The sequence below is a fragment of the Allobosea sp. P4_H5 genome, assembly GCF_056400825.1.
Genome location: NZ_JBFUKM010000017.1, coordinates 109,353 through 131,592 on the forward strand (window position 1 = coordinate 109,353; position 22,240 = coordinate 131,592).

21 protein-coding genes are annotated in these 22,240 nt (G+C 67.9%); 17 read left to right on the forward strand and 4 right to left on the reverse strand.

From position 1 onward, the window contains the following. The first annotated feature begins 32 nt into the window (after window positions 1–32). From AC1DS0_RS27905 to AC1DS0_RS27935, 7 genes are all read left to right on the forward strand, one after another. Window positions 33–830 carry a lysophospholipid acyltransferase family protein gene (locus AC1DS0_RS27905; RefSeq protein WP_476817469.1) on the forward strand — a complete coding sequence of 266 codons (798 nt, stop codon included), beginning with the start codon at window positions 33–35 and terminating at the stop codon, window positions 828–830. A gap of 126 nt (window positions 831–956) precedes the next feature. Next, window positions 957–2,312: a tRNA (N6-isopentenyl adenosine(37)-C2)-methylthiotransferase MiaB gene (gene miaB, locus AC1DS0_RS27910; RefSeq protein WP_476817470.1), complete on the forward strand. Its 1,356-nt coding sequence runs from the start codon at window positions 957–959 to the stop codon at window positions 2,310–2,312. A gap of 94 nt (window positions 2,313–2,406) precedes the next feature. Beyond that, the gene (locus tag AC1DS0_RS27915; protein WP_476817471.1) at window positions 2,407–3,558 is read left to right on the forward strand and encodes a PhoH family protein; all 1,152 of its coding nucleotides are present in this window, start codon (window positions 2,407–2,409) and stop codon (window positions 3,556–3,558) included. Between the two features lie 83 nt (window positions 3,559–3,641). Then, entirely contained in the window at window positions 3,642–4,154 is a 513-nt protein-coding gene (gene ybeY, locus AC1DS0_RS27920; protein ID WP_476817472.1) for an rRNA maturation RNase YbeY, read from the forward strand. Next, on the forward strand, window positions 4,151–5,143 hold the full coding sequence (locus AC1DS0_RS27925) for a hemolysin family protein (RefSeq protein WP_476817473.1): 993 nt from the start codon (window positions 4,151–4,153) through the stop codon (window positions 5,141–5,143). The genes ybeY and AC1DS0_RS27925 overlap by 4 nt, the downstream gene beginning before the upstream one ends. Then, the gene (lnt, locus tag AC1DS0_RS27930; RefSeq protein WP_476817474.1) at window positions 5,140–6,738 is read left to right on the forward strand and encodes an apolipoprotein N-acyltransferase; all 1,599 of its coding nucleotides are present in this window, start codon (window positions 5,140–5,142) and stop codon (window positions 6,736–6,738) included. Before AC1DS0_RS27925 ends, lnt begins: the two co-directional genes overlap by 4 nt. A gap of 106 nt (window positions 6,739–6,844) precedes the next feature. Beyond that, entirely contained in the window at window positions 6,845–7,264 is a 420-nt protein-coding gene (locus tag AC1DS0_RS27935; protein WP_476817475.1) for a helix-turn-helix domain-containing protein, read from the forward strand. Window positions 7,265–7,446: 182 nt separating this feature from the next. Here AC1DS0_RS27935 and AC1DS0_RS27940 read toward each other — a convergent pair whose 3' ends face one another. The 3 genes from AC1DS0_RS27940 to AC1DS0_RS27950 all read right to left on the reverse strand — a co-directional run bounded on the left by AC1DS0_RS27940 (window position 7,447) and on the right by AC1DS0_RS27950 (window position 9,317). Further along, window positions 7,447–7,734, reverse strand: coding sequence for a hypothetical protein (locus AC1DS0_RS27940; RefSeq protein WP_476817476.1), 288 nt, complete (start codon window positions 7,732–7,734; stop codon window positions 7,447–7,449). Further along, complete coding sequence (locus AC1DS0_RS27945) at window positions 7,727–8,371, reverse strand: acyl-homoserine-lactone synthase (protein ID WP_476817477.1); 645 nt, start codon at window positions 8,369–8,371, stop codon at window positions 7,727–7,729. The genes AC1DS0_RS27940 and AC1DS0_RS27945 overlap by 8 nt, the downstream gene beginning before the upstream one ends. A 214-nt stretch (window positions 8,372–8,585) precedes the next feature. Next, complete coding sequence (locus AC1DS0_RS27950) at window positions 8,586–9,317, reverse strand: autoinducer binding domain-containing protein (protein ID WP_476817478.1); 732 nt, start codon at window positions 9,315–9,317, stop codon at window positions 8,586–8,588. 146 nt (window positions 9,318–9,463) lie between these two features. Here AC1DS0_RS27950 and AC1DS0_RS27955 point away from each other — a divergent pair, with 146 nt between their 5' ends. The 3 genes from AC1DS0_RS27955 (at window position 9,464) to trmB (ending at window position 12,017) form a co-directional block, all read left to right on the forward strand. Further along, complete coding sequence (locus tag AC1DS0_RS27955) at window positions 9,464–9,877, forward strand: helix-turn-helix domain-containing protein (protein WP_476817479.1); 414 nt, start codon at window positions 9,464–9,466, stop codon at window positions 9,875–9,877. 159 nt (window positions 9,878–10,036) lie between these two features. Then, the gene (gene metK / locus AC1DS0_RS27960) at window positions 10,037–11,242 is read left to right on the forward strand and encodes a methionine adenosyltransferase (RefSeq protein ID WP_476817480.1); all 1,206 of its coding nucleotides are present in this window, start codon (window positions 10,037–10,039) and stop codon (window positions 11,240–11,242) included. Between the two features lie 82 nt (window positions 11,243–11,324). Beyond that, window positions 11,325–12,017, forward strand: a complete 693-nt coding sequence (trmB, locus tag AC1DS0_RS27965) for a tRNA (guanine(46)-N(7))-methyltransferase TrmB (protein WP_476817481.1) — start codon at window positions 11,325–11,327, stop codon at window positions 12,015–12,017. On the opposite strand, the gene AC1DS0_RS27970 is transcribed toward trmB, so the two are convergent. Beyond that, complete coding sequence (locus AC1DS0_RS27970; RefSeq protein WP_476817482.1) at window positions 11,965–13,080, reverse strand: DUF2336 domain-containing protein; 1,116 nt, start codon at window positions 13,078–13,080, stop codon at window positions 11,965–11,967. The two genes, trmB and AC1DS0_RS27970, sit on opposite strands and share 53 nt — an antisense overlap. A gap of 243 nt (window positions 13,081–13,323) precedes the next feature. Between AC1DS0_RS27970 and rimP the strand changes: the two genes are divergently transcribed. The 7 genes from rimP to AC1DS0_RS28005 all read left to right on the forward strand — a co-directional run. Then, window positions 13,324–14,022: a ribosome maturation factor RimP gene (rimP, locus tag AC1DS0_RS27975; protein WP_476817483.1), complete on the forward strand. Its 699-nt coding sequence runs from the start codon at window positions 13,324–13,326 to the stop codon at window positions 14,020–14,022. Window positions 14,023–14,027: 5 nt separating this feature from the next. Beyond that, entirely contained in the window at window positions 14,028–15,623 is a 1,596-nt protein-coding gene (gene nusA, locus AC1DS0_RS27980; RefSeq protein ID WP_476817484.1) for a transcription termination factor NusA, read from the forward strand. 16 nt (window positions 15,624–15,639) lie between these two features. Continuing rightward, window positions 15,640–16,329, forward strand: coding sequence for an RNA-binding protein (locus tag AC1DS0_RS27985; RefSeq protein WP_152013217.1), 690 nt, complete (start codon window positions 15,640–15,642; stop codon window positions 16,327–16,329). Further along, a complete protein-coding gene (gene infB / locus AC1DS0_RS27990) occupies window positions 16,326–19,163 on the forward strand; it encodes a translation initiation factor IF-2 (RefSeq protein WP_476817485.1) in 2,838 nt (945 codons plus the stop codon). The genes AC1DS0_RS27985 and infB overlap by 4 nt, the downstream gene beginning before the upstream one ends. A 100-nt stretch (window positions 19,164–19,263) precedes the next feature. Beyond that, window positions 19,264–19,719 (forward strand): 30S ribosome-binding factor RbfA, encoded by a 456-nt coding sequence (gene rbfA, locus AC1DS0_RS27995; RefSeq protein WP_152013219.1) that lies wholly within the window; start codon window positions 19,264–19,266, stop codon window positions 19,717–19,719. After that, a complete protein-coding gene (gene truB / locus AC1DS0_RS28000; protein ID WP_476817486.1) occupies window positions 19,706–20,653 on the forward strand; it encodes a tRNA pseudouridine(55) synthase TruB in 948 nt (315 codons plus the stop codon). The genes rbfA and truB overlap by 14 nt, the downstream gene beginning before the upstream one ends. 172 nt (window positions 20,654–20,825) lie before the next feature. Then, the coding region (locus AC1DS0_RS28005) for a cache domain-containing protein (RefSeq protein WP_476817487.1) at window positions 20,826–22,240 on the forward strand (1,415 nt) is incomplete at its 3' end.

Consider the following 22,240-nt stretch of genomic DNA (forward strand, 5'->3'; position numbering starts at 1 on the left):
GGGGCGCCAACGCAGAGAATGAACGGCTCAGCATGAAAGGCATCCGTCCCGGCGCCATGGTGCGGCTCGCGCTGCTCGTCTTCGGCACGCTCGTCCTGATTCCGCCGCAGCTCGTCGCGATGCGCCTCGGGCGGCCGTTCTATTTCACACGGCTGTTCCAGAAACTGGGCTGCCGCTGCTTCGGCGTGCGCATCACCACGCGCGGCGCGCCTCCGCCGGCAGGCCAAGGCGGGCTGATCGTCGCCAATCACACCTCCTGGCTCGACATTCCCGTCATCGGCACGACCGGGCCGCTCTCCTTCGTCGCCAAGGCCGAGGTCGCGACCTGGCCGGTGATTGGGTGGCTCTCGACGCTGCAGCGCACCGTCTTCATCGACCGCATGCGCCGCGGCGCCACCGCCGGCGTCGCCAGCGAGATGGGCAAGCGCCTGCAGAACGGACAGTCGGTGGTGCTGTTCGCCGAGGGCACCACCGGCGACGGCACGCGCGTCCTGCCGCTGCGCTCCTCGCTGCTCGGGGCCGCTCACGAAGCCGTGCGCGGGGCGGACGAGGCCGAGACCACGGTCTATCCGCTCTGCGTCACCTATACCGGCTTCCACGGCCTGCGCGGCGGGCGGGCCGAGCGCTCAGCGCTGTCCTGGTATGGCGACACCGAACTCGCGCCGCATTTCCAGGCGATGATCAATTCCGGCGCCATCGATGTCGAGCTCGCCTGGGGCGAGCCGATCCAGATGGGCCGCAAGCTCTCGCGCAAGGAGGCGACGCGCCTCGCCGAGATCGCGATCCGGCGGGCACGGCAGGACGCCGTCACCGGCCGGTCACGCGGCTGAGCCAGATTCGCATCGGCTGCGGACTGTTGCGGCCCGGATATTGCGTGGCGACCAGCGACGGCGATATGATTCCCATGCCCGGGGCGATTGGGATAAGGAGACGCGGTTGAGGCCGGATCAGCGTTGATGAAGAAAGTCCACATCAAGTCCTATGGCTGCCAGATGAACGTCTATGACGGCCAGCGCATGGCCGACGTCCTGGGCCAGGAGGGCTATGTCGAGACTGCGACGCCCGACGACGCCGACCTCATCCTGCTGAATACCTGCCATATTCGCGAGCGCGCGGCGCACAAGGTCTATACCGAGCTCGGCAAGCTGCGCGACCTGAAGCGCGAGCGGAAGGCGCAAGGGCGCGAGACCACGCTCGTCGTCGCCGGCTGCGTCGCCCAGGCCGAAGGCGCCGAGATCCAGCGCCGCCAGCCGGCCGTCGACCTCGTCATCGGCCCGCAGACCTATCACCGCCTGCCCGAATTGCTGGCGCAGGCGAAAAGCGGCCGCGTCGTCGATACGGAATTGCCGCCGGAGGACAAGTTCGATCACCTGCCGGCGCCGAAGCCGGCGGCGATCGTGGCCCGCGGCGTCTCGGCCTTCGTCACCGTGCAGGAGGGCTGCGACAAGTTCTGCGCCTTCTGCGTCGTGCCCTATACGCGCGGCGCCGAGTTCTCGCGCCCGGTCGCCCAGGTGCTCGCCGAAGTCGAGCGGTTGGCGCAAGCCGGCGTGCAGGACGTCTCGCTGCTCGGCCAGAACGTCAACGCCTATCATGGCGATGGTCCCGATGGCCGGGTCTGGACGCTGGCGCGGTTGATGCGGCGCATCGCCGAGGTGCCGGGCATCGCCCGCATCCGCTATACGACGAGCCATCCGCGCGACATGGACGACGAACTGATCGCCCTCCATCGCGACCTGCCGCAGGCGATGCCGTTCCTGCACCTGCCTGTGCAGGCCGGTTCCGACCGGATTCTTGCAGCGATGAACCGCAAGCATACCGGCGACGAGTATCGCCGGCTGATCGACCGGATCCGCGCGGCGCGTCCTGACATCGCCCTGTCTTCCGACTTCATCGTCGGCTTCCCCGGCGAGAGCGATGCCGATTTCGAGGAGACGCTGCGGTTGATCGCCGATGTGCGCTTCGCCTCGGCCTATTCGTTCAAGTACTCGCCGCGCCCCGGCACGCCCGCGGCCGAGCTTTCCGAACAGGTGCCGCCCGCCGTGATCGACGAGCGGCTCCACCGGCTGCAGGCTTTGGTCGAGCAGCATCGGCAGGAGTTCAACCACGCCATGGTCGGGCGCACCGTCGAGATTCTGATCGAGCGGAACGGGCGGCATCCCGGCCAGCTCGCCGGCAAGACGCCCTATATGCAGGCGGTCCAGATCGAGAGCGCGACGCACCGGATCGGCGATCGCGTCATGGTCCAGATCGAACGCGCCGGGTCGAACTCGCTGTTTGGCCGCGCGGTGGAGCAGCCGGGGTTGGCTGCCTGAGACGGTTCGAGTGCGTAGCGTGCGATGGCGTCGGCGTTGCGGTGAAGGTTTTTGACTGCGCCTGTCCGACTCATTCCCACTGGAGACAATGGCATTGGCCCAGGCCGATCAATTCAATCCGAAAGCCGAGCGCGGCGGTCGCCGCGACGAGGCGCTGACCCGCGACGGCCTGCCCGGCGCAGAGGTCGAGCTCACCTTCGACAACAACCAGACCGCCGGCCTGGTCTTCGGGCATTACGACCAGAACCTGGCGCATCTGGAGCGGCGCCTCGGTATCGTCGTCAGCCCGAACGGCAACCACGTCACCATCAAGGGCCCACGCGAGACCGCCGAGCAGGCGAGCCGCGTGCTGCGCACGCTCTATGCCCGCGCCAAGACCGGCGCGGCCGTCAATCTCGGCGAGGTCGACGGCGCGATCGAGGAGAGCAACGCACAGCGCTCGCTCTTCCCCTCCGACAACGCCGGCAAGGCCGCCTTCGACGCGGTCGTGACGCGCAAGCGCGGCCCGGTCCGGGCTCGCAACGCCGCGCAGGACGCATATCTGCGCCAGCTCAAGCGTCATGAGCTCGTCCTCGCCGAGGGTCCGGCCGGCACCGGCAAGACCTGGCTCGCCGTTGGCCATGCCGTCTCGCTGATCGAGCAGGGCGTGGTCGAGCGCATGGTGCTGTCGCGCCCGGCAGTCGAGGCCGGCGAGCGCCTCGGCTTCCTGCCCGGCGACATGCGCGAGAAGGTCGATCCGTATCTGCGGCCGATCTACGACGCGCTCAACGACTTCATGGAGGCACGCCATGTCGAGCGCGCCCTGCAGACCGGCATGATCGAGATCGCGCCGCTGGCCTTCATGCGCGGGCGCACGCTGAGCAATGCCGTTGTGCTGCTCGACGAGGCGCAGAACGCGACCTCCGTGCAGATGAAGATGTTCCTCACCCGCCTGGGCGAGGGCTCGCGCATGATCATCACCGGCGACCCCTCGCAGGTCGATCTGCCGCCGGGCCAGCGCTCCGGCCTGGTCGAGGCGGTCAGGCTGCTCTCGGGCGTCGAGGGCGTCGGCCATGCCCGCTTCGAGGAAGGCGACGTCGTCCGCCATGCGCTCGTGCGCCGGATCGTCATGGCCTATGAGGACGCCTCCCGGAAGGAGCGCGACGAGCGCGAGGCGCGGCTTGCCGCCCTGCCCGCGCCGGACGCTCCCGCCGAGGGCGATGCCGACGGACTGAAACGGATGCTGTCGCGGGAGCGGCCGCGATGACCGACCGACCTCGTTCGCGGCGCGCTGCGCCGCGAACCGAAGCTACGGAGCCTGCCATAGGCAGGCTCTCGCTCGATATCCGCATGCAGTCTCGCAAATGGCGCGAGATTGAGGATTTGCGACCGCGGATCCTCGCCGCGGTCGATGCCGGGCTGGCGCTGGCTCCGGTCAAGCCGCTGCCGGACGCCGAGCTCAGCCTGCTGCTCACCGACGACAAGCGCATCCGCATCGTCAACCGCGACTGGCGCGGCTTCGACAAGGCGACCAATGTCCTCTCTTTCCCGGCCGCGCCATCCGAGCGGATCGCATCGAGCCCGGTGATCGGCGATATCGTGATCGCCCTGGAGACCGTCGCCCGGGAGGCCGACGCCGAGGAGAAATCCTTCGGCGACCATCTCAGCCATCTGGTGATCCACGGGCTGCTGCACCTGCTCGGCGAAGACCACGAGACGGAAGCCGAGGCCCAGCGCATGGAAGCGCTGGAGACCGCAGCGCTTGCCCGACTCGGCATCGCCGACCCCTATGCCGGCTCCGAGCCGGAACCCATGCAGCCCCGCCCAGCGTCCAAGACCAAGAAGCCGCAGCCAGCGTCATGAGCGACGACACCCGATCTTCCTCCTCGTCTGAACCGACAGGCCGTGGCCTGGCGCACTGGCTCGGCCACTTCCTCGACCGGCTCGGCCTGCGCCAGGGCGGTTCGATCCGCGAGGACATCACCGAGGCGCTGGCGCAGGACAGCGGCGGAGTGACCGATCTCTCGCCGCAAGAGCGGGCGATGCTCTCGAACGTGCTGAGCCTGCGCGAGCGCCGCGTCGCCGACGTGATGGTACCGCGCGCCGACGTCATCGCAGTCTCCTCGGAGGCGACGCTCGGCGACCTCCTCGCGCTGTTCCGGACCGCCGGCCATTCGCGCCTGCCCGTCTATGGCGAGTCGCTCGACGACCCCCGGGGGATGATCCACATCCGCGACTTCCTCGACTTCATCGCAGCCCGGGCCAAGCCGGGCCGGAAGCTGCGCGGCGAGGCGGAGGCGCCGGCTGGCCCGAGTCTGGGCGCCATCGACCTCTCGATGACGCTGGCCCAGGCCAAGATCCTGCGGCCGGTGCTCTACGTGCCGCCCTCGATGCCGGCAGTCGACCTTCTCGTCCGGATGCAGGCGACGCGCACCCATATCGCCCTGGTGATCGACGAATATGGCGGCACCGACGGGCTGATCTCGATCGAGGACCTGGTCGAGATCGTCGTCGGCGACATTGAGGACGAGCACGATCTCGACGAAGCTCCCGCGATCGCGCCGGCCGGCGAGAACCGCTTCATCGCCGATGCCCGCGCTACCCTCGACGAGCTGAAGGAGGCGACCGGAATCGACCTGTCGAGCGCCGAGGTTGCCGAGGAGGTCGATACGCTCGGCGGGCTGATCGTGACCCTGGCCGGCCGGGTGCCGGTGCGCGGCGAACTGATCAAGGGGCCGGAGGACCTCGAATTCGAGGTGCTCGACGCCGATCCGCGCCGGGTCAAGCGCCTGCGCATCCATCGCCGCGATGCGATCGCGACCGAGGCACCAGCCGCGCCGGACGCCGCATGACGCTGCTTTCGGCGCTGGCCGACCGCGTCATCCTCGCCTGGGGCTGGCCGCGCCGGTTGATCGCGCTCATTTGCGGCGCCTGCGGCGCGCTGGCGCTGGCCCCGCTCGATCTCTGGCCGCTGATGGTCGTGCCGATGACCGCGGCGGTCTGGCTGATCGACGGCTCCGTCGCGGAAACCCGGCGCGGGCGTCTCTGGGCGGCCGCGAGCGCCGGCTGGTGGTGGGGCTTCGGCTATCATCTCGCCGGTTTGTGGTGGCTCGGCGCCGCCTTCCTGGTCGAGGCCGACAAGTTCGCCTGGGCGATGCCGCTCGGCGTCGTGGCGCTGCCGGCCTTCCTCGCCGTCTTCCCGGCTGCCGGTTTCGCCCTGGCGCGGGCGCTCTGGCCGACCGGCGCCGGCCGCATCTTGGTGCTGGCGGCCGTGCTGGCGCTGAGCGAGTGGCTGCGCGGCCATGTCCTCACCGGCTTTCCCTGGAACGTCTACGGCATGATGCTGGCCGGCCCGGCCTGGCTGGCCCAGAGCGCCAGCCTGATCGGGCTCTACGGGCTGACGGCGCTGACCGTCGGGATCGGGGCCGCGCCGGCAGTGCTCGGTACGGGCGAAAAGGGCGAAGGGCGCTGGCGCGCGCCTGTGCTGGCAGGGCTCGCGCTGGCAGCCATGGCCGGATTCGGCGCCTGGCGGATTCCGGCAGAGCCGGTTCCGGCGCTGAGCGGGGTCAAACTCCGGCTGATGCAGCCGAACCTGCCGCAGGATGCTAAGTTCAGCCCGCGCAACAGCGAGATGATCCTGTCGCACTACCTCGCGCTCAGCGACCGGGCGACCGGCCCGGCGACCTCGGGCGTGCAGGATGTGACGCATCTGATCTGGCCGGAGTCGGCCTTCCCCTTCCTGCTCGGGCGCACGCCGCAGGCACTGGCGCGGATCGCCGCGCTGCTGCCGCCGAGCACGACGCTGATCACCGGCGCGGCCCGCGCCGGCGAAACCTTGCCTGGTGAAAGCCGGCCCCCGATCTACAACGCGATCCAGGTGGTGAATGACGAGGGTACGATCACCGGCAGCTACGACAAGGTCCATCTCGTCCCGTTCGGCGAGTATCTGCCTGCTGTCCTCGAACGGCTGATCCGGGCGGTCGGCCTGTCCGAATTCGTCTCGGTTCCCGGCGGCTTCGCCTCCGGTAGCCGGCGCACGCCGCTGTCGATCCGCGGCCTGCCGCCGGCGGCGAGCCTGATCTGCTACGAGGTGATCTTCCCCGGCGAGGCGATGCCGAGCGGGCCGCGGCCGGGCTTCATCCTCAACCTGACCAATGACGGCTGGTTCGGGCAGACCAGCGGCCCCTACCAGCATCTCGCCCAGGCCCGCTTACGCGCCATCGAGGAAGGTCTGCCGCTGGTGCGCGTCGCCAACACTGGCATCTCGGCGGTGGCCGACCATTACGGGCGCATCCGCGCCGCGTTGCCGCTCGGTGAGACCGGTGTCATCGACACATCGCTGCCCCGCGCTGGTCCGGCGACGCCCTATTCCCGCTTCGGCGACCTTTTCTTCGCAGGTGTAGTTGCCAGCCTAATGCTCGCTGGAGTAATAATGCGGCGACGGTAATCCCATTTGGAACTTTCTTTCGGGACCGCCGCCGAATGGCCAACCGGGCCAGGCCTTCAACGGGCCGCCGACTGGCTGAACGGATAAAAAAAGGGGACCGGCTGCCATGTTGAAGAAAGTACCGAACCCGATCGACCGCCATGTCGGCAGCCGCGTCCGGATGCGCCGCATGCTCGCCGGCGTCAGCCAGGAGCGGCTCGGCGAAGCACTGGGCCTGACCTTCCAGCAGGTGCAGAAATATGAGAAGGGCACCAACCGGATCAGCGCCAGCCGGCTGCAGCAGATTTCCAAGATGCTGGGCGTGCCCGTCGCCTTCTTCTTCGACGGCGCTCCCGCCGACGATAGCATCGGAGAGGGCTTCGCCGATGCATCGGCCACAACCTATGTCGCCGATTTCCTCGCGACCAGCGAGGGCGTGCAGCTGACCAAGGCCTTCGTGCGGATCAAGAGCCCGCGCGTGCGCCGGCGGATCGTCGATCTCGTCGAATCGCTCGGTGACGCGCCGATCGAGACCATCGAGCAATAAGTCTTCGCCTCGGCGCGAGCAGATTCGACCGGCTCACGCCACGAGGATGGCCGCCCATGCTCGATGCCTGATTTTGCGCTGGCTCGCCGCGCTCAGCTGATCCCAGCCGAGCGCAGAGAGCTTGGGCCGTTGCTCTATCGCATCTTCTCCGCGCGATCGTGGGCCGTCTCGCTCGGAAACGGCTAGTGCAGGGCCCGGGGTGTATCCTGGGTCAGGACGAGCGTGTTCCGATTGAGCCGCTGCAGTTGCGGGCTGGGATTCACCAGCAGGAAGTCCCTGAGCTTCACCTGGTCCGGCTCCGACATGGACAGGATCTGCACTGCGAGCCAGAGCTCGTCTGGCAAATCCATGCGGTGGGCGACATCCACCAGTTCCTGATGCACCGGCTGGTTGCGCAGCAGGGTGGTGAGCAGGCCGAGGGCGTATTCGATCTTGTCGCGGCTGCTGCCGGTATCATGCTGATTAGCCATGCGAGATCCTCCGCTCGCCCGGGGCCCGCTTCGCGTCGCGACGCGAGAGGATGACCGGCGCTTCGATGTCCTTGAAGGCAAGGGTACGGCGATAGGCGTCCTCGCTCACCGTGATGATCGTGCCGACGCAGTTCATGCCTTCGATCATCGTCGGCAGGCCGAGCGGCCGGACTTCCCAGCCCAGTTCCAGGAAACGCGGCATCCACCACGTCTCCATCACCACCGTGATCGCTGTGATGTCGTTGGCGAGGCAATACTCGAACATGCCCGCCAGAACGGTATGCAGAACCTTGCTGTCGGTGCCGCGCCGCTCCGGAACGACGAAGATGCGCGTCCATTCGACGATATCAGTGCCGCGCTGGAGCCCACGCACATCGGCCAGGAACGGGAAGACATCAGCCATTAGATGCGGACATGTCGTCGGCACGAGCCGTGTTCCGCCGATGACGCGCCCGTTCTCGATCGCCAGCAGATAGGTCGCATCCGCGTTGTCGAACTGGTCGACCTCGCGACCATCGGACCGCTCGAGCGCCATCCATTTGCGCTCGCCGACATAGATCTGGTGCCGAATCTGGTAGTGCTGCTCGAGCTCGGCCCCGTAGAGGTGCCGGTTCCCGGCATCGATAACGTGGATCATCGCCGCTTCCCTCCCTAGAGGGACGCAAGCTGGCTCCATTCAGGTTTCCCGGGTATTCCGGAATTCCGGAAGATGCGGGCGAAATCGACCGGATTCGAACGGTTGTTCCTACCGCAGAAGTAGTCCCGCCCCTACGGAACACGCCCTGGTTTCGGGAAGCAACGCGACACTGCATTCGGGCGGCTCGACCGCGCCCAGCCTTCGCTGACAGCCGCTAGATGCTGATCTCGCCACGGCGATAGGCCTCGATCACCGTGCGTGTGCGGCCCCTGACGCCGAGCTTGCGGGCAGCGTTCTCGAAATGGGCCTCCGCCGTACCGGCGGAAACGCCGAGGCGCTCCGCCACGCCTTCGGTCGTCTTGCCGATCGCGAACCAGGTCAGGACTTCGCGCTCGCGCACCGTCAGGACGTGCTCGCAGCGCGCCGGCCGCAGGCAATCGGCCGCCTTGCCATGCGCGTAGATCGACATCAGGTGAATGGCCGAACGGGCCTGGCGCGACAGGTCCGGCCGATCGCCAGCCATGGTGACCACGGCCTGAAAGCCCGCTTCGCCATGGATCGGCACGCAGAAGCCCTCGATCATGTTGAAGTCGCGAGCCCGGTGCATCACCTCGCGCTGGCGCGGCAGCGCCGCACCCTCCTGATAGACGTCGTTCCAGGCGAACGGATCGATCGTCGTCTTGCAATGGGCCGCGATCGGGTCCCAATCCGAGAACGACTTCTCCAGATAGAGCTCGAACCAGCCCGGCGGCCAGCCATTGAGGAGAACGAGCGGATCGATCCGGTCGCCGATTTCCGGCAGGCCGGTGATGAGGAAGGCGTGGAAGCCATAGCTGGCGAGCTTATCGCGCAAAGCGGCGACGACCATCGTCGGATCGCTGAGGGTGCTCAGCCGATCGATGAAATCGAGCGCGTCTCGTCCCGCGTTGAAATGTCGTCCCGACATGTCCCGTCTTTTCCGACCTTAGCAGCTTCAACGCAGAACGGCCAAGAATCAACGCATACCAATGCATACCAGCTCATGGCCTTCCAGAGCCGGCGGTAGACGCGCGGCCGGAAGTGCGGTTGAGTGGGATCCGAGGTGAACGGCCCATGCTGAAGAAACTTCCGAATCCGATCGACCGTCATGTCGGCAGCCGGGTACGCATGCAGCGCATGCTGGCCGGAATCAGCCAGGAAAAGCTGGGCGAGGCGTTGGGCCTGACCTTTCAGCAGGTGCAGAAATACGAGAAGGGCACAAATAGAATCAGTGCCAGCCGCCTGCAGCAGATCGCCAAGATGCTAGGCGTACCCGTCGCCTTCTTCTTCGAGGGCGCCCCGGCCGGCGACGTGGCCACCGGCGGCTTCGCCGACGCGTCGGCGACGGCCTATGTCGCCGACTTCCTCTCCACCAGCGAGGGCGTACAACTTTCCAAGGCGTTCGTGCGCATCAAGAACCCGCGTGTCCGCCGACGTGTCATCGACCTCGTCGAGGCCCTGGCGGATGAATCCGGAGAAACAGCCTGATTCCACGTCCTATTCGTTCGACTTAACGAACAAAATATCTGTCAAAAGAATTTCTTGCCTTGACGGCGAACCTTTCCGCTGCAAAAGACGCTGCGCATTTTTCATTCGTGCGCAGGTCTCCACCGGCGCCCGCCCCGCAGCTTGGGAAGGATCCCGACCGTGTCCCGCCAGAACTACCTCTTCACCAGCGAGTCCGTTTCCGAAGGCCACCCGGACAAGGTCTGCGACCGGATCTCGGACGAGATCGTCGATCTGTTCTTCAAGGAAGCGATCAAGGCGGGCCATGACCCGGCGCAGGTGCGCGTCGCCGCCGAGACGCTGGCGACCACCAACCGCATCGTCGTCGCCGGCGAGGTCCGCACCCATCTCGACGAGAAGCAGATCAAGTCGAAGGTGAAGTCGGCGGCGCGCAAGGCGGTCCGCGCGATCGGCTACGAGCAGGACGGCTTCCACTGGAAGAAAGCCAAGATCGACGTGCTGCTGCACCCGCAGTCGGCCGACATCGCCCAGGGCGTCGACGAAGGCAGCAACAAGGATGTCGGCGCCGGCGACCAGGGCATCATGTTCGGCTATGCCTGCCGCGAGACGCCGGAGCTGATGGCAGCGCCGATCTACTACGCCCACAAGATCCTCGAGGTCCTCGCCAAGGCCCGCCACGCCGGCGAAGGCCCGGCCGCCAAGCTCGGCCCCGACGCCAAGAGCCAGGTCACGGTCAAGTACGAGAACGGCAAGCCGGTCGGCGTGACCCAGATCGTGCTCTCGACCCAGCATCTCGACGAGAAGCTGACCTCGGCCGATGTCCGCAAGATCGTCGAGCCCTATATCCGTGAGACCCTGCCCGATGGCTGGATCTCGAAGGACACCGTCTGGCACGTCAACCCGACCGGCAAGTTCGTGATCGGCGGCCCCGATGGCGACGCCGGCCTGACCGGCCGCAAGATCATCGTCGACACCTATGGTGGCGCGGCGCCCCATGGCGGCGGCGCCTTCTCGGGCAAGGACCCGACCAAGGTCGACCGTTCGGCCGCCTATGCGGCGCGCTATCTCGCCAAGAACGTCGTCGCCGCCAAGCTGGCCGACCGCTGCACGATCCAGCTCGCCTACGCCATCGGCGTCGCCAAGCCGCTGTCGATCTATGTCGACCTGCACGGCACCGGCAAGGTCGAAGAGGCCAAGCTCGAGAGCGTGCTCGGTGAAGTGATGGACCTGACGCCGCGCGGCATCCGCACGCATCTGGGCCTCAACAAGCCGATCTACGCCAAGTCGGCGGCCTATGGCCATTTCGGCCGCAAGGCCGGCCGCGACGGCAGCTTCTCCTGGGAGAAGACCGATCTGGTCGACGCGCTGAAGAAGGCCGTCGCCTGATCCACGCCGTCCGCGCGAATATCGAGGCCGGGGCGCCGCCCCGGCCTTTTTCTTTCCGGCCGCTCGCCGTAAAGGCATCCCCATGACAGAGCAGCACGATCCAGACCGGGCCTTCTTCGGCCGCCGCAAGGGCAAGGGCCTGCGCCAGGGCCAGGCCGAGCGCATCGCCGAGACCTTGCCGGCGCTTCGTCTGCCAGAAGGGCCGATCCCCGATCTGAAGGCGCTCTTTCCAACCCCGGTCGAAGCCGTCAGGCTCGAGATCGGCTTCGGCGGCGGCGAGCATCTGCTGGCGCGCATGCGCGAGAGCCCGCAGATCGGCTTCATCGGGGTCGAACCCTTCATCAATGGCATGGCCAAGTTCCTGGCCGTGATCGATCACGAAGGCCTGCGCAATATCCGGCTCTGGGACGGCGATGCCGCGCTGCTCCTGCCGCAACTGCCCGCAGGAAGCATCGACGCGGCCGACCTGCTCTATCCGGACCCGTGGCCGAAACGCCGGCAGCGCAAGCGCCGCTTCGTCTCGGAGCGGACGCTCTCCCTGCTCGCCAGGGTGCTGCGGCCGGGCGGGCGCTTCCGCTTCGCCAGCGACATCGACGACTATATCGGCTGGACGCTGGCTCGGCTCGCCGCCTCGCCTGATTTCGACTGGATCGACGAGAGCGCGGACGATTGGCGCCAGCCCTATCCCGGCTGGGTCCGCACCCGCTACGAGGCGAAAGCGGTCAAGGCCGGACGGGTGCCGAGCTATCTGACTGCGCACCGTCGCGCATCCTGAGGAAGCCGAGCACGCGCTGCGCCGTCATCGGCGTCAGGTTGCGGAAGCTCTGCTTGGCCCGCTCCAGCACCGGGGCGGACCTGCCGTCGCCCTTGCGCAGGCCGATCAGCGCCCTGGTCGTCTCCCAGGACCAGCCCATGCCCCGCGCCACCAGGAGCACCGCATCGCGATCGGGGCCGAAGACGATCTGTTCGGTCGCCGGCAAGGTCAGGCGGGCCAAGGTGGCGACGCCGCAGATCGCATGTTCGACCGCGCCGGAGGTCGCGTATTGCGCCACCACGGATTCGTCGAGCTTGCCGGCTTCGTCCAAAGCCTTGACGTCCACCAGCGCCTTGCTGAACCGGCCGAGCTCGTCACCGATGGTCGTCTGGGCCGAGACGGCTTCGGCGCCGCGCTCGACAGCGCCGGCGACGGCACCCATCAACGACGGTTCCAACGAAGCTTCAAGTCGGCGGCGCGCCGAGCTCTTGGCGGCCGCCAGCAGTTGCTCGGCGAGATCGGCGGGGATGTCGGCGCGGGTGCCGAGCGTCACCTGCAAGGCGTCGTCCTGGGCGGCGCGCATGACGAGGACGCCCATGCCGTGGCGGGAGAAGCGGGCACTCTGATTGGCGGCGACGGCGTGGGTCACCACGCGCCCGCCGCGCAGGATCAGGAAATCGGTGACCGGCTCGCCGAGGTCCGGACGCTCGGTGATGGCGAGCATGTGATCGCGGCCCTTGGCGGCGGCGATGGCGACGAGATCATGGTCGCTGAGACGGGGCGAGGCGACGAGGACCGGCCGCGCTACCGCGATCTCGTCGAGTGCGAGCTGGCGCACGACCCCGCTCGGCGCATTGGGGACGGGAGCGAGCCGCTCGGCCAGTTCGATGCGCGCCCTCATCTCGATCGCGCGGGCGAGGCGGCCGATCACCACGTCGAAGACGCCGACCTGGTCCTCGCCCATCTCGTTGGCCGTGGCCAGGAAGAGGTCGGTCAGGCGCGACAGGATGACGGCGCGCTCGTCGGTCGAGCCGCGCGCCATCGTCGTCTCGAGATCGCGCAGCAACGCGCCGACAGGACTCATCACGCAACCTCACCACTCAACCATCCCCCATCCTAGCAATGAAGAATGACCAGCGGGTTAGCAGCATCGTCGAAATCGAGGACAGGCTTGCAAGATCGCTGAAACGGGACTAGATAGCGGCCAACAGCTCTGGTTTCGGTGTAAGCCGGCGATCAAGAGCGGGCCCACCGGCCCGCTCTTTTTTATTGGCCGAACCGCCCATGAGTTTTTTTGGAGCCGGCGGGAGACGGGCGAGCCATACGGATGGTCGAGCAGAACAGCCAGGATCAGGAAGAGCGGATCGTCGTGGAGAGCGGCGTTGCCGCGCGCGTCGCGGCGATCATCGAGCCGGCGATCATGGATCTCGGCTACCGGCTGGTGCGCGTGCGCATCAGCGCCCAGAACGGCTGCACCGTCCAGATCATGGCCGAGTTGCCCGACGGCACGATGAATGTCGAAGGCTGCGAGGCCGTGAGCCAGGCGGTTTCGCCGGCGCTGGACGTCGACGATCCCGTTCAGACGGCCTATCATCTGGAAGTATCGTCGCCGGGCATCGACCGGCCGCTGGTCAGGCCGAGCGATTTCGAGCGCTGGGCCGGCCACCTGACCAAGATCGAGACCAGCGAGCCCTTCGCCGGGCGCAAGCGCTTCCGTGGCATCCTGCGGGGCGCCGTCGGAACCGACGCCCTGCTGAGCCGCGACGACGCCAAGGCCGACGAGGAGCGCGATGTCGCGATCCCGATGCGCCTGATCGCCGAGGCTCGGCTGGTGCTGACCGACGCGCTGGTCACCGAATCGCTCCGGCGCGGCAAATCGGGCCTGGCGCCGGAAATGCCGCCCGCCGACGAGATCGCCCAGCCCGTACCCGGGCGCGGCAAGTCGCTCGGCCCCCGTGATCCCAAGGCCCGCAAGCCGGGCAAGGGCGCCAAGGGGCCGGTGAAGAACACACAGGAAGAGGAGTGAGCGCCATGGCTGTCAGCGCCAACCGGCTCGAGCTGTTGCAGATCGCCGACGCCGTCGCCCGCGAGAAGTCGATCGACCGGCAGATCGTGATCGACGCGATGCAGGACGCGATCGCCAAGGCGGCACGCTCGCGCTACGGCGCCGAGACAGACGTGCACGCCGAGATCAACACCAAGTCGGGCGAGCTGCGCCTTGCCCGCCACCTCCAGGTCGTCGATCTCGTCGAGAACGGCGCCGTCGAGATCACTGTCGACGAGGCCAAGCGTCACAACCCGGCCGCCCAGGTCGGCGACGTGATCGCCGATCCGCTGCCGCCTTTCGATTTCGGCCGCATCGCCGCCCAGTCGGCCAAGCAGGTCATCGTGCAGAAGGTGCGCGAGGCCGAGCGCGACCGGCAGTATGACGAGTACAAGGATCGTATCGGCGAGATCGTCAACGGCGCGGTCAAGCGCGTCGAATACGGCAATGTCTTCGTCGATCTCGGCCGTGGCGAGGCGATCATCCGCCGCGACGAGATGATCCCGCGCGAGACCTTCAAGGTCGGCGACCGCGCCCGCGCCTATGTCTACGACGTGCGCCGCGAGCCGCGTGGACCGCAGATCTTCCTGTCGCGCACCCATCCGCAGTTCATGGCCAAGCTGTTCGGCCAGGAAGTGCCGGAAATCTATGACGGGATCGTCGAGGTCAAGGCCGTTGCCCGCGATCCGGGCTCCCGCGCCAAGATCGCGGTGATCTCGCGCGATTCCTCGATTGACCCGGTTGGCGCCTGCGTCGGCATGCGCGGCTCGCGCGTGCAGGCCGTGGTCGGCGAGCTCCAGGGCGAGAAGATCGACATCATCCCGTGGTCGCCCGATGTCGCGACCTTCGTCGTCAATGCGCTGCAGCCGGCGGAAGTCGCCAAGGTCGTGCTGGACGAGGAAGCGGACAAGATCGAAGTCGTGGTGCCGGACGAGCAGCTCTCGCTCGCGATCGGCCGCCGCGGCCAGAATGTCCGCCTGGCGTCGCAACTCACCGGCTGGGACATCGACATCCTGACTGAAGCCGAGGAGTCTGAGCGCCGCCAGAAGGAGTTCGTGCAGCGCACCGAGCTGTTCATGAACGCCCTCAATGTCGACGAGACCGTCGGCCAGCTGCTCGCCTCGGAAGGCTTCCGCTCGGTCGAGGAAGTCGCCTATGTCGAGCCGAGCGAATTGTCCTCGATCGAGGGCTTCGACGAGGATACCGCCGCCGAGATCCAGAACCGCGCCCAGGAACACCTGGCGGCGGTCGAGGCCGAGTTCGACGAGAAGCGCAAGGCGCTGGGCGTCGAGGATGAGCTGCGCGATGTCGAGGGCGTTTCCACCGCGATGATGGTCGCGCTCGGCGAGAACGACGTGAAGAGCGTCGAGGACCTCGCCGGCTGCGCCACCGACGACCTGGTCGGCTGGACCGAGCGCAAGGATGGCGAGACCACCCGCCATTCCGGCTATCTGGACGGCTTCGACCTGTCGCGGCAGGATGCCGAGGCGATCGTGATGGCCGCCCGCGTCAAGGCGGGCTGGATCGAGGCGCCGGAGCCGGAAGCCGAGGCGGAGACCGAGGCCGAGGAGTCGCAGGCCTGAACCGGGACAGCGCGAGATGAAGCGGCGCGCCGAACGCGAGGGCCCGGAGCGGACCTGCGTGGTGACGCGCCAGGGCCGGGCGCCGGAAGATCTGATCCGGTTCGTGGTCGGCCCCGGCGAGGTGCTGGTGCCGGACATCAGGCGCAAGCTGCCGGGACGCGGCGTCTGGGTCTCGCTCAGCGCTGCCGCAGTCCGCGAAGCGGTGAAGCGACGCGCGTTCGAGCGCTCGCTGAAGATGAAGGTCACGGTTTCGCCCGAGCTGGCGGCCGAGGTCGATGCGCTGCTGGTCCGGGACGCGATCCAGGCGCTGGCGATGGCGAACAAGGCGGGGCTGGTCTCGACCGGCTTCGCCAAGGTCGAGGCCCAGGCGGAAGCAGGGCGCCCTGCCGCGGTGATCGCCGCGAGCGACGGCGCCGAGGACGGAAAGCGTAAGATCGGCCAGGCGCTGCGGCGTGCATCGGGGCCGAAAGAGATACCGGTCGTGGCGATTTTCGCCGCGGCTGAACTGGAACTGGCGCTGGGGCGTGAGCATGTGATACATGCAGCGCTTGCTCCGGGTCCGGCGACTGAGGGTTTCCTCGCGCGCTGGCGTCGGCTCATCCGTTTTCGGATGAACGATGCTGGCGAAACGGCGTTCATCGACCCGGCAGAATCCGACGTACGCGACCAGACGAAGACCGAACCGGCAGGACCGACAGCGGAATGAGTGATACCAAGACCCCCGGCGATAAGACCTTGAGCGTAACGCCTCCCAAGACGTTGTCGCTGAAGCGTCCTGTCGAGCAGAGCACGGTTCGGCAGAGCTTCTCGCATGGGCGCACGAAGCAGGTCGTCGTCGAGGTCAAGCGTCGCGTCAGCGGCCACGAACCCGTGGCAGCGCCGGTTGCCCGTGCCCCGCAGCCGCAGCAGCAGGCTCCGACGCCGCCGCGGCCACAGGCACCGCAGCCCGCGCCACAGGCCAGCCGCCCGGCCAGCAGCATGCTGCTGCGTACGCTCTCGGACGATGAGAAGGATGCGCGTCAGCGCGCCCTCACCGATGCCCGCGCCACCGAGGCAGAGGCTCGCGCCCGCGCCGAAGAGGAAGCACGCCAGCGCGCCGCCCGGGAATCCCGCGAGCGGGCTGAGCGCGAGGCCGCCCAGGCCCGCCAGCGCGAGGAAGAGGACCGCCGCCGCCAGGAGGATGAGCACAAGCGCCGGGCCGAGAGCGCGGCCCGCCAGCGCATGAGCGATGAGGCTGCCCCGCCGCGGCCCGCACCGCCGCGTGACGCTGCGCCTTCAGCTGCACCCGCGGCCCAGACCTACGTCCAGACGCCGCGCCCTGCTCCGTCCGGTCCCCGGGAGACGCGCGAATTCGGTGGGCCGCGCCCGCCGGCGCGCGATGTCGGCGCCCGTCCGCCGCGCCTGGATTTCCGGCCACCCCGTCCGGACTCGCCGCGCCCGCCACGCCCCGACGCCAATGCGACGGCCGAGCCGCTCGTCGCGAGGCCCGCTCGGCAGGCGCCCTCTTCAGCAGGTGCGCCCCGCAGCCGTCCCGATGACGGCGAGGCGCGTCCCGCTTTCCGGCGTCCCGGCGGAGCGCCCGGCGCACCCCGCGGCGCCCCGGCTCCGGCACCGAAGACTCCGAAGGTCGGCGAGAAGCCGCGCGGCCGCCTGACGTTGTCGACCGCCACGGGCGGGGACGACGAGCGGACCCGCTCGCTCGCCTCGTTCCGGCGCCGCGTGCAGCGCATGACCGGCCATCGCGCCTCCGATGTCGCGAAGGAACGCGTGATGCGCGAGGTGATCATCCCTGAGACGATCACCATCCAGGAACTCGCCAACCGCATGACCGAGCGGGGCGTCGACGTCATCCGCCTGCTGATGAAGCAGGGCGCGATGCACAAGATCACCGACGTGATCGACGCCGACACCGCCCAGCTCGTGGCCGAGGAAATGGGCCACACCGTCAAGCGCGTCGCCGAATCCGACGTCGAGGAAGGCCTGTTCGACACGCCGGACACCGACGAGACCCTGGTCTCGCGCCCGGCGGTCGTGACCATCATGGGCCATGTCGACCACGGCAAGACCTCGCTGCTCGACGCGATCCGCAAGACCCATGTCGTCTCCGGCGAGGCCGGCGGCATCACCCAGCATATCGGCGCCTATCAGGTGACGACGCCGGCCGGTGCCAAGGTGACCTTCATCGACACGCCCGGCCACGCCGCCTTCACGGCGATGCGCGCCCGCGGCGCCAAGGTGACGGACGTGGTCGTGCTGGTGGTCGCCGCCGATGACGGCGTGATGCCGCAGACGGTCGAGGCCATCAACCACGCCAAGGCAGCGAAGGTGCCGCTGATCGTGGCGATCAACAAGATCGACAAGTCCGACGCCAACCCGGACCGGGTCCGTTCCGAGCTGCTGCAATACGAGATCCAGGTCGAGTCGCTCGGCGGCGAGACGCTGGAAATCGAGGTCTCGGCCAAGACCGGCCAGGGACTCGACACGTTGCTCGAAGCGATCGCGCTGCAGGCCGAGGTGCTCGACATCAAGGCCAACCCCGAGCGCGCCGCAGAAGGCACGGTGATCGAGGCCAAGCTCGACCGCGGCCGCGGCCCGGTCGCGACCGTCCTCGTCCAGCGCGGCACGCTGCGCACCGGTGACATCGTCGTCGCCGGCGCCGAATGGGGCCGCGTCCGCGCGCTGATCTCCGATACCGGCGCCCAGATCAAGGAAGCGGCGCCGTCGCTTCCGGTCGAGGTGCTCGGCTTCAACGGCACGCCGGAAGCCGGCGATCGCGTCGCGGTCGTCGAGTCGGAAGCCCGTGCCCGCGAGATCACCGACTACCGCGAGCGTCAGAAGCGCGATCGCCTCGCCGCCCGCGGCGCCGGCTCGGGTGCCGGCCGCTCGCTCGCCGAGATGATGCGCGAGCTGAAGGAAGGCGCCGGCCGCAAGGAGTTCCCGCTCGTCGTCAAGGGCGACGTGCAGGGCTCGGTCGAAGCCATCGTCGGCTCGCTCGAGAAGGTCGGCAATGACGAGGTTCGCGCCCGCGTGCTCTCGTCCGGCGTCGGCGCGATCACCGAATCCGACGTCACGCTGGCCCAGGCTTCCGGCGCAGTGGTGATCGGCTTCAACGTCCGCGCCCACAAGGAAGCGCGCGAAGCGGCCGAACGGGCTGGGGTCGAGATCCGTTACTACAGCATCATCTATAACCTGATGGATGATGTGAAGGACGCGATGTCGGGCCTGCTGGCACCGACCCTGCGCGAGACCATGCTCGGCAACGCGCAGATCCTCGAGATCTTCAACGTCTCGAAGGTCGGCAAGATCGCCGGCTGCCGCGTCACCGACGGCACGATCGAGCGTGGCGCCAATGTCCGCCTGATCCGCGACGGCGTCGTGGTTCACGAGGGCAAGCTCGCCCAGCTCAAGCGCTTCAAGGACGACGCCAAGGAAGTGGTCGCCGGCCAGGAGTGCGGCATGTCCTTCGAGAGCTACCAGGACATGCGTGCTGGCGACGTGATCGAGTGCTTCCGCGTCGAGGAGATCAAGCGCAGCCTCTGACAGGCACGCTTGCTCCCGGATGTTTCCAGATGGCCGGGCTTACGCCCGGCCATGACGTTTCAAACCCGTCCATCCGGTCCGATCCCGGAGAACGAGAGCCATGGCAAAGAAACCCAACACACAGGGCTCCGGGCCCTCGCAGCGGCAATTGCGTGTCGGCGAACTGATCCGTCACGCCTTGGCGGAGATGCTGGCGCGCGGCGACATCCATGATGACGTGCTGGCGAAGCACGTCATCACCGTGCCCGAGGTCCGGCTCTCGCCCGATCTCAAGCTCGCGACCTGCTACATCATGCCGCTCGGCGGCCAGGACGTCGCGCCGGTTCTGAAGGCGCTGAGCGCCCATACGCGCTATATCCGCGGCGAGATCGCCCATCGCGTGAACCTGAAATACGCGCCGAACGTCCGCTTCCTGCAGGATGAGAGCTTCGCCGAGGCCGAGCGCATCGATGCGCTGCTCTATTCGGACAAGGTGCGCCAGGACATCCTGAAGCAGCCGCTGCGCATCGACCAGGACCAACCGGACCAGCAAGACAAGCACCATGACGACGACTGACGAGAACCGCCCGGCAGAGGCGGATGGCGGCCGGCCGCCGCGCCCGAAGAAGCGCGACGTTCATGGCTGGGTCGTGCTCGACAAGCCGATCGGGATGACCTCGACCCATGCGGTCGCCGTGGTGAAGCGCGCCTATAACGCCAAGAAGGCCGGCCATGCCGGCACGCTCGATCCGCTCGCCTCGGGCCTTCTGCCGATTGCGCTGGGCGAAGCGACCAAGACCGTCCCCTTCGTGATGGACGGGCGCAAGGCCTATGAGTTCACCGTCGCCTGGGGCTCGCAGACCGATACGGACGACACCGAGGGCAAAGTCGTCGCGACCTCCGAACTCCGGCCCGACGAGCCGGCGATCGCGGCCTTGCTGCCGCGCTTCACCGGCACGATCCAGCAGGTGCCGCCAAAGTTCTCAGCGATCAAGATCGCGGGCGAGCGCGCCTACGACCTCGCCCGCGACGGCGAGGAGGTGACGCTGGAGGCCCGTCCGGTCGAGATCACCGCGCTGCGCATCGTCCGCCATGACGGCCCGACCACGACCTTCGAGGCCGAATGCGGCAAGGGCACCTATGTCCGCGCCATTGCCCGCGACCTCGGCCTGGCGCTCGGCTGTCTCGGCCATGTCGCGCATCTGCGCCGCACCCGCGTCGGGCCGTTCGCGGTGGCGGATGCGGCGACGGTCGAGGCGCTGCGCGACGGCGACAGCGATAGCGCCGCGGAGGCACTGCTGCCGGTCTCGGCCGCGCTGCAGCTGATCCCGGAGATCGTGGTGCATCGCGACGCCGCGCTCCGGCTCAAGCGCGGCCAGAGCGTGTTGCTGCGCGGCCGCGACGCGCCGCTGGAAGCCGATGCCGTCTACGCGATGAGCGGCGGCGTGCTGATCGCCACCGGCTCGATTGCGCAGGGCGAGTTCGTCCCGCATCGCGTCTTCAACCTGTAGAAGAACGCCCTGCAGAGCACACGCATGTCGCGGTCCGTTTCGTACTGAATGGAACGAACTCTGCACAAAACAGGGCTTTCGGGGTCGATTTTGACCCCTTTTAAAGCCAAATTTACCAGTTTCGACGGGTTCTTGAGTGCTGGTCGATCTCGGCCGCCTCAAGGAGCCGCCCGTGAAGAAGCTCGCCTCCCTCTGGCTACCCATCTCCAATCGGCTCACGATCGTCGGCCTCGCCATCTTCGCCGCCGCGATTGCGGCGTCGGTGATCGTCTCGATCCGCGCGGCCGACAGCGCCATGCGCGAGCGGGCTCAAGCCAGCCTGACCGTCAACATCAACCTGCTGCGGGATATTCTCACCGCCAAGGGCGAGCCACGGCTGGAGGGCGACAAGCTCTATTTCGGATCTGAGCTGGTCAACGGCAACTTTGCCGCCGTGGACAAGGTCAAGGCGCTCTCCGGTGGCACCGCGACGGTGTTCATGGGCGACACGCGCGTCTCGACCAACGTCCAGAAGCCGGATGGCGGGCGCGCGGTCGGAACCAAGCTGGCACAAGGTGCGGCCAATGACGCCGTCTTCAAGGAACGCCGGACCTATTCCGGGGCCGCCGATATCCTTGGTGTCCCCTATTTCACCATCTACGAGCCGATCATCCAGAAGTCGAACAATGCGGTGATCGGCATCCTCTATGTCGGCATCAAGCAGTCGGATTTCCTCACCGTCATCGACGAGATGATCCGCAACAACGTCTTGGCCGGTATCGTGATCGCCGCGGTCAGCGGGGCGCTGCTGTTCTGGCTGACGCGCCGGACATTGAGACCGCTCGGCCAGCTCAAGGATTCGATGCTGAAGCTGGCAGCAGGCGATCTCGCCAGCGAACCGCCAAAACTACGCAGCGGCGACGAGGTCGCGGCCATGGCCGATGCGGTCGCCGTCCTGCGCGAGGCGGCGATCGAAAAGGCGCGGCTGGAAACCGAAGCGACGGAGCAGTCGGAGCGCAGCGATGCCGAACGCCGCAGCAACCAGGCCGAGCGCGAACGCACGGCAGAGCAGCAGCGCGACCATGCATTGCAGCAGGAAGCGATCGTCCGCGCCCTTGCCGCCGGGCTGGAGCGCCTCGCCCAGGCAGACCTGACCTGCCGGCTCGATGATGCCTTCCCCGCCGAATACGAACAGCTGCGCGCCGACTTCAACGAAGCCGTCGATCGCCTCTCCGCCACGGTCTCGACCATCCAGGTGACGGCTTCCGAGGTCGGCATCGCCGCCCGCGAGATCAATATGGGCGCCGACGACCTCTCCAAGCGCACCGAGGAGCAGGCCTCCTCGCTCGAGGAGACGGCCGCGACGACCGAGGAGCTGGCGGCCTCGGTCAAGGCCTCAGCCCAGAGCGCGCGCCAGGCGGCGGCGGTCGCCGAGGAGGCGATGAAGGCAGCGCAGGACGGCGGCGCCATCGCGGGCGAGGCAGTCAGCGCCATGGCCCGGATCGAGGACGCCTCCAAGAAGATCTCCGACATCATCCGCGTCATCGACGACATCGCCTTCCAGACCAACCTGCTCGCCCTCAACGCCGCGGTCGAAGCGGCGCGGGC